This is a genomic window from Rhizobium sp. ERR 942, from assembly GCF_007828395.1.
Lineage (GTDB): Bacteria > Pseudomonadota > Alphaproteobacteria > Rhizobiales > Rhizobiaceae > Rhizobium > Rhizobium dioscoreae.
This window is the reverse complement of sequence record NZ_VIUA01000005.1, coordinates 316,743-329,366: the sequence shown is the minus strand read 5'-3', so window position 1 is coordinate 329,366 and position 12,624 is coordinate 316,743. Positions and strand designations below refer to the sequence as shown.

At 60.8% G+C, this 12,624-nt stretch carries 10 protein-coding genes; 7 read left to right on the top strand and 3 right to left on the bottom strand.

Going from position 1 to position 12,624, the window contains the following annotated elements:
* Position 1 precedes the first annotated feature (1 nt).
* The 3 genes from FBZ97_RS21640 to FBZ97_RS21630 all read left to right on the top strand — a co-directional run bounded on the left by FBZ97_RS21640 (position 2) and on the right by FBZ97_RS21630 (position 3,287).
* On the top strand, positions 2 to 289 hold the full coding sequence (locus FBZ97_RS21640) for a DUF2160 domain-containing protein (RefSeq protein ID WP_113331541.1): 288 nt from the start codon (positions 2 to 4) through the stop codon (positions 287 to 289).
* Positions 290 to 415: 126 nt separating this feature from the next.
* A complete protein-coding gene (locus FBZ97_RS21635; RefSeq protein WP_113331538.1) occupies positions 416 to 2,146 on the top strand; it encodes an ABC transporter substrate-binding protein in 1,731 nt (576 codons plus the stop codon).
* A 286-nt stretch (positions 2,147 to 2,432) separates the two neighbouring features.
* On the top strand, positions 2,433 to 3,287 hold the full coding sequence (locus FBZ97_RS21630; RefSeq protein ID WP_113421209.1) for a 5'-nucleotidase, lipoprotein e(P4) family: 855 nt from the start codon (positions 2,433 to 2,435) through the stop codon (positions 3,285 to 3,287).
* 260 nt (positions 3,288 to 3,547) lie between these two features.
* On the opposite strand, the gene FBZ97_RS21625 is transcribed toward FBZ97_RS21630, so the two are convergent.
* Entirely contained in the window at positions 3,548 to 4,843 is a 1,296-nt protein-coding gene (locus FBZ97_RS21625; RefSeq protein ID WP_113421210.1) for an ABC transporter substrate-binding protein, read from the bottom strand.
* A gap of 151 nt (positions 4,844 to 4,994) precedes the next feature.
* Between FBZ97_RS21625 and FBZ97_RS21620 the strand changes: the two genes are divergently transcribed.
* From FBZ97_RS21620 to FBZ97_RS21605, 4 genes are all read left to right on the top strand, one after another.
* Entirely contained in the window at positions 4,995 to 6,017 is a 1,023-nt protein-coding gene (locus FBZ97_RS21620) for a LacI family DNA-binding transcriptional regulator (RefSeq protein ID WP_145321936.1), read from the top strand.
* Positions 6,018 to 6,058: 41 nt separating this feature from the next.
* Positions 6,059 to 7,915, top strand: a complete 1,857-nt coding sequence (locus tag FBZ97_RS21615) for a DUF2264 domain-containing protein (RefSeq protein ID WP_145321934.1) — start codon at positions 6,059 to 6,061, stop codon at positions 7,913 to 7,915.
* The gene (locus FBZ97_RS21610; RefSeq protein WP_145321932.1) at positions 7,912 to 8,937 is read left to right on the top strand and encodes a hydroxyacid dehydrogenase; all 1,026 of its coding nucleotides are present in this window, start codon (positions 7,912 to 7,914) and stop codon (positions 8,935 to 8,937) included. Before FBZ97_RS21615 ends, FBZ97_RS21610 begins: the two co-directional genes overlap by 4 nt.
* Positions 8,938 to 9,154: 217 nt before the next feature.
* On the top strand, positions 9,155 to 9,742 hold the full coding sequence (locus tag FBZ97_RS21605; protein ID WP_113331524.1) for a transglycosylase SLT domain-containing protein: 588 nt from the start codon (positions 9,155 to 9,157) through the stop codon (positions 9,740 to 9,742).
* Positions 9,743 to 9,773: 31 nt separating this feature from the next.
* Here FBZ97_RS21605 and FBZ97_RS21600 read toward each other — a convergent pair whose 3' ends face one another.
* The gene (locus FBZ97_RS21600; protein WP_145321930.1) at positions 9,774 to 11,036 is read right to left on the bottom strand and encodes a Gfo/Idh/MocA family oxidoreductase; all 1,263 of its coding nucleotides are present in this window, start codon (positions 11,034 to 11,036) and stop codon (positions 9,774 to 9,776) included.
* 151 nt (positions 11,037 to 11,187) lie between these two features.
* On the bottom strand, positions 11,188 to 12,609 hold the full coding sequence (locus FBZ97_RS21595; RefSeq protein ID WP_145321928.1) for a mandelate racemase: 1,422 nt from the start codon (positions 12,607 to 12,609) through the stop codon (positions 11,188 to 11,190).
* Positions 12,610 to 12,624 lie beyond the last annotated feature (15 nt).

Sequence of the window (12,624 nt, the reverse complement as noted above, 5' to 3'; positions counted from 1 at the left end):
CATGAATACAGACTTTTCCTGGATGGCCTGGACGCTGCCGACGGCGCTGTTTTTCGCGACGATCCTGCTGCTGCTGATCGGCATGGCTGTGTGGGAGTATGTTTCGCCCGGCGGCCATCCGCGCCTCGGCATCCTGCGCTTCGAAACGACGCGTGGCGACCGGCTGTTCATTTCGCTGCTCGGCGCCGCCTTCATCCATCTCGCCTGGCTGGGTCTGGGAGGCCCAAGCCTGTGGTGGGCTCTTGCTCTTTCCGTGATCTACGCCATCGGCGTCTTCCGTCTGGTCTGACGCGGAAATTCAAACCGTTACCGCCCCGTTGCCCATCCGGTCATGCGGAGCAGTAAGGCAAATCGATACAGATGGCCGGAAATCCGGCTGGCTGACAATGCACTCGCAACCTGTAGGGAGGAATATATGCGACGGCATCTCTTGACGACAACGGCAGTTGCCTTGCTGGCCCTGGCCGGCACGGCGCATGCCGGCATGAACGAAGCCAAGGCATTCCTGGACAAGGAGATCGGCGATCTCTCGACGCTCTCGCGCGCCGACCAGGAAAAGGAAATGCAGTGGTTCATCGATGCGGCCAAGCCTTTCCAGGGCATGGAAATCAAGGTCGTGTCGGAAACCCTGACGACACACCAGTATGAATCGCAGGTTCTGGCCCCGGCCTTCACCGCCATAACAGGCATCAAGGTCACCCACGACGTCATCCAGGAAGGCGACGTCGTCGAGAAGATCCAGACGCAGATGCAGACCGGCCAGAACCTCTATGACGGCTGGGTGAACGATTCCGACCTGATCGGCACGCATTGGCGCTACAAGCAGGTTCGCAACCTGACCGACTGGATGGCTGGCGAGGGCAAGGACGTCACCAATCCGGGCATCGATATCGCCGATTTCATCGGCACCAGCTTTACGACTGCTCCCGACAAGAAGCTTTATCAGCTCCCCGACCAGCAGTTCGCCAACCTCTACTGGTTCCGTTACGACTGGTTCAACGACCCGAAGAACAAGGCCGATTTCAAGGCCAAGTATGGCTATGAGCTCGGCGTACCGGTTAACTGGTCGGCCTATGAGGATATCGCCCAGTTCTTCACCGGTCGCGATGTCGACGGCAAGAAGGTCTTCGGCCATATGGACTATGGCAAGAAGGACCCGTCGCTCGGCTGGCGCTTCACCGACGCCTGGCTCTCCATGGCCGGCAACGGCGACAAGGGCCTGCCGAACGGTCTGCCGGTTGACGAATGGGGCATCAAGGTCGATGCCAATTCCCGTCCTGTCGGCTCCTGCGTTGCCCGCGGCGGCGATACCAACGGACCGGCCGCCGTCTACTCGATCCAGAAATATCTCGATTGGCTGAAGGCATACGCTCCGGCGGAAGCCCAAGGCATGACCTTCTCGGAATCCGGCCCGGTTCCGGCACAGGGCAATATCGCCCAGCAGATCTTCTGGTACACGGCCTTCACCGCCGACATGGTCAAGCCCGGCCTGCCGGTCATGAATTCGGATGGCACGCCGAAGTGGCGCATGGCGCCGTCGCCGCATGGCGTCTACTGGAAGGACGGCATGAAGCTCGGCTATCAGGACGTCGGCTCCTGGACGCTGATGAAGTCGACCCCGGTCGACCGCGCCAAGGCCGCATGGCTCTATGCGCAGTTCGTCACCTCGAAGACGGTGGACGTGAAGAAGAGCCATGTCGGCCTCACCTTTATCCGCGAATCCACCATCCGCGATAAGAGCTTCACCAAGCGCGCGCCGGAGCTCGGCGGCCTGATCGAGTTCTACCGCTCGCCGGCCCGCGTGCAATGGTCGCCGACCGGCACGAACGTTCCTGACTATCCGAAGCTCGCACAGCTCTGGTGGCAGGCGATCGGCGATGCCGCTTCCGGCGCCAAGGATGCGCAAGGAGCCATGGATGCACTTTGCGCCGATCAGGAACGTGTCATGCAGCGCCTGGAACGCGCAGGCGTTCAGGGCGACATCGGACCGAAGCTCGCCGAAGAGCACGATCTTGCCTACTGGAACGCCGATGCCGTCAAGAACGGCCATCTCGCTCCGCAGCTGAAGATCGCCAACGAAAAGGAAAAGCCGATCACCGTCAATTATGACGAACTGGTCAAGAGCTGGGCCGACGCGAAGAAATAAGCAACCGCACTTGGAGATGCGGCGGTGCCGGGGTCTGAAAGGATCCCGGCATTTTATCGTTTCAGAGCTCCAGCATGACCTTTGTCAAAAATGCCGCCGCATGGAGGCGCTTGGCACAGGCAGGGACCGCAAATCAAAATCAACTGAACCCGGATCCGCCAGCTGTCATATACTTGACACATTCCGTCTGCGCGCAAACTATCCTTATCCGGGTCAAGACTTTGATGCCTGTTTAAAATCGTTAATGCGATGAGTTGATTTCCGGAATTTCATAAAGGAGAACGGAGTGGAAAATAGATATCTAGGGCGCCTGACATTCGTGATCGGCCTCGCGTCTGCCTTGCCGGCTTTGGCCGCCGATTTGCCGGCCGCCATGCCCGACGACAATCTCAATGCCGTTCTTTGGGATCAGACGTCGGTGGAGGCGCAGGCCAACGCGCTTGGTGCCTATGCGCTCGGCCGTATCAGGCTCGACGAAGCACTGGCCGACAAGAACTGGACCGCAGCTCCGGTCGAGCAAACAGGTAATTTCCAGGACTTTCCGCCCGCCATCATCCTCGATGTCGATGATACCGTGCTCAATACGTCGCCTTATCAGGCGCGTAATGTCACGGCGGGTACGAGCTTCAAGCCGGAAACCTGGACGCAGTATGTGAATGCCCAACAGGACAAGCCGATTCCCGGCGCGGTGGAATTCACCCAATATGCAGCATCAAAAGGCGTAAAGGTCTTCTACGTCACCAACCGCACCGCCGATGAGGAAGGTCCGACCGTTGAAGAAATGAAGCGCTTCGGTTTTCCGATGGGCGACAATGTCGACACTTTCCTGAGCGCCAAGGAGCAGCCGGACTGGGGTTCTGCCAAGGGCACGCGCCGCGCCTTCATCGCCAAGAACTATCGCATTCTCCTGATGTTCGGCGACAATTTCGGCGACTTCACTGACGACTACAAGGGTACGGTCGAAGAGCGCCAGAAGGTCTTCGAGGCCAATGCCGCGCATTTCGGCCACGACTGGATAGCCATCGCCAATCCGACCTATGGCTCGTTCGAAAGCGCACCCTATAAGGGGGATTACAAGCTTGCGCCGGAAGAACAGCGCAGGATGAAGCAGGATGCACTGAAGCCCTGGGATGGGAAGTAAACATTGGCAGTGGAGGTTGAGGAGGGTCCGCACCCCCCTCTGTCACTTCGTGACATCTCCCCCACAAGGAGGGAGATTGGTCGCGCGGAATTCTAACCTGCCTCAAGCTAATATCACGCCCGCTGAAATCGAAATGAACTGCTTGGATAAAAGCGGCGGCAAACTCCAAACAATCTCCCCCCTTGTGGGGGAGATGTCGCGATAGCGACAGAGGGGGGTACAGCCTCTCCCGTTACAGGAAAGCCTCCGATGAGCTTCAATCAACCCTTCCGCTTCAATTTCGCCGCACCTTCTTCCACCAGCCGCTTCGCCGCCTCGGCGACCGTGATCTTACCGAAGGCGAGCTGGTCGGCGACGGGGCGGGCGACGTTCGCGTCGAATTCCTGGGAGCCGAGCGGCGCCGGCACGGGATAGGTGCCGACCTGATCCTTCAACAGCTCGATATAGTGCACCGTCTGCTGCTCCACCGGATTGAGCGTCGGCAGGATGGCGGCGCGTACGGCGGGCGACATCGGCACGCCGCGTTCGACGCCGAGGATCTTGCCAGCATCGACATCATTGACGAAGAAATTGATGAACTTGGCGGCCGCTTCGCCATTCTTGCTGGTGGCACCGACGCTCCAGATCAGCGCCGGACGGTAATAATGGCCGGAGGGACCATCTTTCTTCTCGCGTGGCAGCATGGTGACGGCGAGCTTGCTCTTGACAACAAGCTGATAGCCGACGAGCTGGTTGGAATAAGCCATGCCGATGGCCGATTTGCCGAGCGCCAGGCAATTGCTCTCGATAACGTTCTGGTCGAGCGTCTGGACATCGGCGGAGACCGTACCGCCGCGTTTGCGCAGCTCTTCCCAGTAGCTGTACCATTCCTTGGCATCGTCGACACCGAAGCCGAGCCCGCCCTCTTCCGTAAAGAGGCTCTTGCCGCGCTGGCGCAGCCAGACATCGAGCACATAATTATAGCGTGCGCCATAAGGACCGCCCCAATAGCCGCGCTTGCCGGCAGCCTTGGTCATTTCCACGGCGAGATCGGCATATTCGGCCCATGTCGTCGTCGGACCGGGCGGCGTCAGGCCGGTCTTCTTGAACATGTCCTCGTCATAGAACATTGCGAAGGAATTCAGCCCGAGACCGACACCATAAAGCTTGTTGTCGACCGTGGTCAGCTTCAGCACGTCCTTGCCGAAACTGTCGACATTCAGTGTCGAGGGCACGAATTGGTCGAGCGGCATGCAGGCGCCACGCTTGGAATAGTCGGAGATCGTGCTTGGCTCGAGCTGGAAGACATCGGCGATGTTCTGGCTGGCCATGCCGGTGGCAAGCTTCGCCCAATAGCCGTCGCCGCTGATGCTCTCGCCGATGACGGACAGATCGGGGTTCTTGCTGTGAAACAGTTCGGCAACAGCGACCGTGCGCTTGCCGCGATCGGGCGAACCCCACCACATCGCCCGGAGCTGCGTCGCGTCGGCAAAGGCGGGCATTGCGCTTCCCCCAAGGGCAAGGCCAGCTGCGGTTCCGGCAGCTCCGATCATGAAAGAACGACGATTCATGCGCATGAGATTCCTCCTTCTCTTGCGTTGTCATCCGCGGCGATCTCCCCGACGCCTTCAGCGGACAAGTCAGCGCGACGATATGCAACTTCATTGCACTGTGCAATAAAAAATCTTTCTATTGCAAATTTGCACAAGTTTGCATAGCGTTTGCGACATGAACGATATTCGCTCCAAACGCATCAGGCAGGCCGACATCGCCACTGCCGCCGGCGTCTCCGTCTCGACGGTGTCGCGGGTCCTCACCAATGAACCCGGCATCAGCGAGACGATCCGCCAGCACATCTTCAAGGTGGCAAGCGATCTCGGCTACCCGCTGAAGACCGCAGCCGAGACGGCGGCCGGCGGCCTTGCATTGATCGCCAGCGACAGCGTCACCGGCGGCTTGAGCGTCTTCTATGAGGGTATTCTGGAGGGCCTGAGGGCGGGCGCTGCCGAGCGCGGCATGCGCTTCGACATCCGTCTCATTCGGGAGGCAAGGACGGAACCGGAACTGGTGAAGGAATATCTGCAGACCGCCGGTGCCGAGGGCCTCTTTCTCGTCGGCATCGACCCCTCGGAAGAGCTCTGCCGGTGGCTCGAGACCAGCGGCACGCCGACCGTGCTCGTCAACGGCACCGACCCGAAGCTGCGCTTCGACGGCGTTTCACCCTCGAATTTCTTCGGCGCCTACAACGCAACCCGGCGCCTGCTTAAAGCCGGTCACCACCGCATCCTGCATCTGACCGGCTCGCATCGTCAGACGATCCGCGAGCGCATCCGCGGCTTCGAGGCGGCGATCGCTTCGGTGGAAGGCACTGAAGGCCGCATCGTGCCGATGAATTTCAGGGGCAGCTCCAGCCAGGAAGCCCATGACAAAACCGCCGAGATCCTTGCCGCACGCGAAGGCTATACCGCCGCCTTCTGCATGAACGATTTCATCGCCGTCGGCGTGCTGGACGCCGTCACCGAAGCCGGCCTGCGGGTGCCGGAGGATTTCGCCATTGTGGGCTTCGACGATCTTCCCTGTGCCCTGATGACCAATCCGCGGCTGGCAACCATGCGCGTCGATCGCGCAGCCCTCGGCCGGGAAGCCATCGGCCTAATGATCGCACGCTTCCGCGACCGCGATGCGCCGGCCCGCCACATCTGCCACGGCGTCCCGCCGATCGCCGGCGGCACGCTGCCACCCGAAACCTGAAACTCAATCCCGCCGCGGAAACGATCGAGAAGGCCGAACCGATGATCTATGACCCCGCCAGCGCCAATCCGCTTGCCGGCAACCCGCTGAAGACCCTTACGGACATGCGCCGCGCGCTGACCGACCTGTTCGATCCGTTGCTGCCTTATTTTTCCGAGGGCAATGCCCGCGTCCGCATCGATGGCGCAGGCGCCCATTTCGACCGGGCGGCCGCCGATCTCGAAGGTTTCGCCCGCCCTCTCTGGGGGTTGGCGCCGCTCGGCGCCGGTAGTGGCGACTTCAGCCACTGGGGCCGCTACGCTGAAGGCCTCGCCAATGGCGTCGACCCGAAGCATCCGGAATATTGGGGCACGGTCAACGGCCGCGACCAGCGCATGGTCGAACTGGCCGCCCTCGGCTTCGCGCTGGCGCTCGTGCCGGAGAAGATTTGGGAGCCGCTCGACCAACGTGCTCGTGACAATTTGATCGCCTACCTTAAGCACGCCCGCACCTTCGACTACGCCGACAACAATTGGAAGTTCTTCCGCATCTTCGTCGATATCGCGCTCGACCGGCTCGGCGCCACCTTCGACCGCAGCCTGACGGAAAGCTACCTGAACGAGCTCGACGGTTTCTACATCGGTGACGGCTGGTATCGCGACGGCAATGTCCGCCGTATCGATCATTACATTCCCTTCGCCATGCACTTTTACGGGCTGATCTATTCTAAGCTCGTCAATGACGACCGCTCCGAGCGCTACCGCGAGCGCGCCATCCTGTTCGCGAGGGATTTCCGCCATTGGTTCGCGCCCGATGGTGCTACGATCCCCTTCGGCCGCAGCCTGACCTATCGCTTCGCATGTGCCGGCTTCTGGTCGGCGCTCGCTTTTGCTGATGTCGAGGCGCTGCCTTGGGGCGAAATCAAGGGCCTGTGCCTCCGGCACCTGCGTTGGTGGTCCGACAAGCCGATCGCCCATCGCGACGGCACCCTGCCGATCGGCTTTGCCTATCCCAACCTGCTGATGTCGGAGAATTACAATTCCGCCGGCTCACCCTATTGGGCCTTCAAGGCCTTCCTGCCGCTGGCACTTCCCGAAACGCATCCGTTCTGGACTGCGGAAGAAAAGCCACCAGAGAGTGAGCCGGCTATCATCCCACAAAGACACCCCGGCATGGTCCTGATGCGCGGCAAGAATGATGTCGTTGCACTCTCCTCCGGACAGGAAAACCAGCAGATGCGCTTCGGCGCCGAGAAATACTCGAAATTCGCCTATTCCGCCCGCTACGGCTTTAGCGTCGAAAGCGATGAGCGCATCTTTGCCGGCGGCGCCTTCGACAGCATGCTCGCCTTCAGCGACGATGGCCTGCACTACCGCGTGCGCGAAACCAATGAAGAGGCGAAGCTCGCCGACGATACGCTTTACGCCAAGTGGTCGCCCTATCTGGATGTGACGGTGGAGACCTGGCTTATCCCCGCAACGCCCTGGCACATCCGCCTGCACAGGATCACTACGCCGCGGCCGCTACAGACGGCAGAAGGCGGCTTTGCCAGTGCCCGGCGCGACTTCGAAGCCGACACGCTTTCCTCCGCAACCGGTGCCGCTTATGCCGTCGGCGAAGAGGATTTCAGCGGCATTCTCGACCTCGGCTCGACGATCACACGTGAAGGCATCGCGCAGAAAGCGCCCCCAAACACCAACCTCATCGTTTCCAAAACGCTGGTGCCGCAATTGCGGGGCACGATTCCTGCTGGCGAGACCATTCTCGTCTCAGCCGTACTTGCGGAGAAAGACCCAGCTGCCGTCGATCACGCCTGGAGCAGGCCGCCAGCCAAACCCGATATCGACGCACTGCGCGCCCTCATCAGAGACAAGGGCGTTACGGTCAGCGCCATTGAGGCGCCGGGCCGCCTGCCATGACGCCATCCCTCTCCGGCCGCCCCGCGATATCATTCGCCATGCTACCGTCGCGCACACAGCACGTCCTGCCCGAGGCGCTCATTCAGCGCCTCGATTCTATCGGCCGCGTACTCGATGCCGCACCGATGCAAAGCTTCGACGATTCGCGTGCGGCCAAGCTGCTCGCGGAAACCGAAATTCTGATCACCGGCTGGGGGGCGCCGACGATCGATGGTGCCGCGCTCGCACAGGCGCCGCATCTCAAGCTGGTGGTTCATGCCGCAGGCACGGTGAAAGGACTAGTGGGCGACAGCCTATTCGATCGCGGTATCCTGGTGAGCCACGCGGCACAGGCCAATGCCCTGCCGGTTGCCGAATTCACGCTTGCCGCCATCATCTTCGCCGGCAAGAAGGTCTTCCGCTTTCGCGATTTCTACGTCGCCGACCGCAACCGCAACCGGACGGTACCAATGCAGGCCGACGCCATCGGCAATTACGGCCGCACCATCGGCATCATCGGCGCCTCGCGGATCGGCCGGCGGGTGATCGAACTGCTGGCGCCCTTCAACTACCGCGTCCTGCTCTATGACCCGATGGTCAATGCGGCCGAAGCGACGCCCCTCGGTGTTGAAAAAGCCGAGCTGGATGCACTGATGGCATCGGCCGACATCGTCTCGCTGCATGCACCCTCGCTGCCCGCCACACGCCATATGATTAATGCGCAACGCCTATCGCTGATGAAGAAGGGCGCAACGTTCATCAATACGGCGCGCGGCGCACTGGTCGATGAAGCGGCCCTGATCGCCGTGCTGAAAACTGGCCATATCGACGCGATCATCGACGTCACCGATCCGGAAATTCCAGAAGCCGCCTCGGCGTTTTACGAGCTGCCGAACGTCTTCCTGACGCCGCATATTGCCGGTGCCGTCGGGCTGGAGCGGACCCGCCTCGGTGAGATGGCGGTGGATGAAGCCATCCGCTTTATCGAGGGCAAGCCGCTCCTCTATGAAATCCGCCGCGAGGATATGGCGCTGATGGCATGATGCGACGCAGCAAATCCATGAAAACACCCTGAAATCGCCCCATTTCGGCACAGGCAAACAACCCGTTTTTAATCATTCCGCGCTAGCAATCTCATGAGCGTCGGTCCGCCAAAAGCTCTGCCTCGAACTTTTGGAAAGGATCATGCGCCGGTAGGTTGTTGCTGCATATCTCGTGCTTTTGAAAGACGCACGGCGCAGCAATGAAGAGGTTCTAGTAATGCGTACCCGCGTTCTTTCCATTCTGGCCGTAATGCTGCTCGGCGTGCTGGCGGGCTGCGCCACCGCACCCCGCCATACCCGCAACATCTGCGCGATCTTCGATCAGCGCGATGGCTGGTTCAACAATTGGCAGCGCGCTGCCGAACGCACGGAACGCAAATACGGCGTGCCGGTGCCGATCCTGATGGCGACGATCTATACCGAATCCGGCTTCCGGCCGCGCGCCCGCCCGCCGCGGCGCTATTTGCTCGGCTTCATTCCCTGGAAACGCCCGACGACGGCTTACGGCTATTCGCAGGCGCTCGACGGTACTTGGGACAAATACAAGCGCGAAACCGGCAATTGGACGGCAAGCCGCACCAATTTCGCCGACGCCATCGACTTCGTCGGCTGGTATCACTACCAGACGCACCTGCAGACCGGCATTGCCCTGAACGATTCCTACGATCTCTATCTCGCCTATTATTCCGGCGCCAAGGGTTATCTGCAGGGAGCGTGGCGCGGCAATGGAACCGCTCTTGCCGGCGCCAAGCGCTTCAACGGCATGACGCGGATCTACGCGCAGCAGCTGCCGAGCTGCAGCTGATCTCGAAACCCGAAAGCTCAATACCGCGGCCCTAAGGCCGCGGCTCCAGCAAATTCAACCCGCCATCTTCGCCCCAGATATCGGCAACCGACACCTGCTGGCCGGTCTGGCTGCTCTGTAGCGCGGCAATGCCACAGAGGACCGACATCGCCCCTGCCCGCGAACCTGCTCGCTGCTTGAGTTCGTCATTCGGGCCGGAGCGCAGCAGCATGTTACGCAGCCGGTCGTCGCCGCCATAGTGCCCGCCGGAGGAGTGCGGCACCCATATGCGCTCGACATCGCCGAAATTCTTCATCACGACGATCTCGTCGGCCGGCGGCGTTGTCCAGTTCTGCTTCTCGTATTGGCGCAGCTCGATGCGGCCCTTGTGTCCGTTGAAGGCGATGTGATGACCTTCGATCGGCATATAGGTATTCAGGGAATAGGAGACGTTGACACCACTGCGATAGCGGATGGAGGCGACCATCGTATCGGGGATGTCAATATCCTCGCGGAAGACGCAGGCGTCGCGCACATACCCATCGACGGATGAGGGGTCTTCATAGAGGCTCTCGAGCAGCGGCGTTGCGCTGATGTCGAGATAATAGTCGCACTCGCCCTTGTAACGACAGGTGCTACAGCGCTCGCCGCGGAACGGGCCTTTGCGGCCGTAATGCTTGAGATCGGCAAAGGCGGCGACCGTTTCCGGATCGGAATCCAGATACCAATTCAGAAGGTCGAAATGATGCGTCGCCTTATGAACGAAAAGGCTGCCGGAATTTTCGACATAAGCATGCCAGCGGCGGAAGTAATCGGCGCCATGGCTGGTGTCGAGATACCAATGGAAGTCGACCGAGGTGACATCGCCGATGATGCCTGAATTGATCAGCTCCTTGATCTTTGCAGCGGTCGGCGCGAAGCGGTAATTGAAGGAAATATCAAGCCGTTTGCCGGTACGCGCCTCGGCATTGAGAATGCGCTTGATCTTGTCGACGGTCGTCGTCATCGGCTTCTCGCTGATGACATCGGCGCCAGCCTCCATCGCCTTGACGATCAGATCGTCATGGGTGGAATCGCGGGTGCAGACGATGACAAGATCCGGCTTTTCCGTCCGCAGCAATTCGTCGAAGTCGGTATAGATGGGCACCGATGCGCCGATATACTCCAGAGCCCGCTTTGCCCGCATGGCATTGAGATCGCAGACCGCCACGAGCTCGACCTCGTTGCTCCAACGCTCGACCAGATCCTTGCCCCACATAGTCGTGCCGCGATGACCCGTCCCGACCAGAACATAGCGTTTCTTCGATGACTGCATCTGCTCCTCCACAATCTGCAAACAGCGATAATGAGGCCTCGGCGGCCTGAATTCATTTCGGCGGCGTGCCCCTCACCCCAACCCTCTCCCCGCTAGCGGGGAGAGGGTTGGGGTGAGGGGCCAAGCGCGACAAGGCGTCGGACGCAAAATCCTATGTCAACGACCTTTCCATCGCCGCCCAATCCGGCTCGACCGACGAGCCAAGGCCGACGGCACCGATGACGGAGCCGATCGCAAGCTGCCCCGCTTCGATCCGCAACCGCGTGCGGCCATTGCTGATGCGGTAGAGATCGGAATGCACGTCGGCGAAAGCGGCCTGCTCCGCCTCCGGCGCGCCGGCCATGCCGTCGACATAATGATGACCGTTGCGCTCGATATGCGTCATGCCGATGAGCGATGCGAGCGCCAGATCCTGCTGCACGGCAAGGCCTCCTTGCGTCGTCAGATCCTCGGCCGACATGAAATAGGGAATGCCGTCCTCGGCACTCCATTTGGCGACGCGCGCGCGGTTCAATAGCGAGCGATAGAAGCCTTTGCAGGATTTCGAGGAGATGCCGGTATAGCCAAGCCCCCTCGCCGTGACGAAGGCATCGATATCGGCATCGGATTCGTCGATCTCCACCGGCTTGAAGGCAGCAAGCGCCTTCACCGGCTTCTCGAAGGCATGGGCGCGGGCGATCGGCTGCTCAACGAATAGGATCGAAGAGGCAAATCTTGCCAGCCTCGGCTCTTCCTTCACCCGGGAAAGCAGATCGGCAACAGCCTCTGCAGAGGCAAATTGCTCGTTGCCGTCGAGCGTCACCGAATAGTTCGGCACCTTGGCATCGATGACGGCAGCGACGCGGCAAAGGCGGTCGATATCCGCGTCGGGAACGCCCGACACCTTCACTTTGAAGAACGTCAGCCCATAGGCGTCGATCGCCTCTTCGAAACTTTCCGGCAGGCCGTCGTTCAGCCGCTCGCTTGCCGGGATATCGGCGCGCACGATCGCATCCACCAGACCGACAGTGTGGCGCGCGGCAAGGCTTGCCGAAGGCTCCAATGTCGAGAGGAAACCGGAGAGATCGAAGCCCGAGAGATCACGTGCTGTGGAGGTATCGATGCCGGGGCGGTTCGCCTTGATCGCTTCCGCGACGGTCAATCCCTCCAGCCGGCAGAGCGCATCGAGAATAGCCCGGTTGGCAAGTGCCAGGCCGAATGATGCGACAAGCCCGTTCAGCTTCTCCGCCGCCGCTTGGGCATGATGTGAGGCCTCGACGGCGGCATGCAGGCCGAAAGCCGTTCCCGCACCAGCACCTCTTAAGGAATTAAGCGCCAGGACCAGCGAACGCCGCAGCTGGTTTTCATTGTCGGCATTGGAAAGATCGGGCGATTTATCGAACCATTTCGGCACCATCAACTCGGCGGCCATACCCTCGGCCGGGCGCCCTTGCACATCCACGATTCGCACGCGCAGAAAGATCTGCCGCGCCTCGCGCAAGGTTGCTGCACCGAAACGGAAAGGAAGCCGCAGCTTGACCGGCCGCTCGAATGTCTCGGCCTCGACAAGCCTGATGGTCAATGGTTCGGTCATGATGCTGGTCGGCTC

Coding starts and splice junctions, on each gene's coding strand:
- FBZ97_RS21640 (WP_113331541.1), top strand. CDS start 2: ATGAATACAGACTTTTCCTGGATGGCCTGGACGCTGCCGACGGCGCTG.
- FBZ97_RS21625 (WP_113421210.1), bottom strand. CDS start 4,843: ATGCGCATGAATCGTCGTTCTTTCATGATCGGAGCTGCCGGAACCGCA.
- FBZ97_RS21600 (WP_145321930.1), bottom strand. CDS start 11,036: ATGCAGTCATCGAAGAAACGCTATGTTCTGGTCGGGACGGGTCATCGC.
- FBZ97_RS21595 (WP_145321928.1), bottom strand. CDS start 12,609: ATGACCGAACCATTGACCATCAGGCTTGTCGAGGCCGAGACATTCGAG.
- FBZ97_RS21610 (WP_145321932.1), top strand. CDS start 7,912: ATGACGCCATCCCTCTCCGGCCGCCCCGCGATATCATTCGCCATGCTA.
- FBZ97_RS21615 (WP_145321934.1), top strand. CDS start 6,059: ATGATCTATGACCCCGCCAGCGCCAATCCGCTTGCCGGCAACCCGCTG.
- FBZ97_RS21605 (WP_113331524.1), top strand. CDS start 9,155: ATGCGTACCCGCGTTCTTTCCATTCTGGCCGTAATGCTGCTCGGCGTG.
- FBZ97_RS21620 (WP_145321936.1), top strand. CDS start 4,995: ATGAACGATATTCGCTCCAAACGCATCAGGCAGGCCGACATCGCCACT.
- FBZ97_RS21635 (WP_113331538.1), top strand. CDS start 416: ATGCGACGGCATCTCTTGACGACAACGGCAGTTGCCTTGCTGGCCCTG.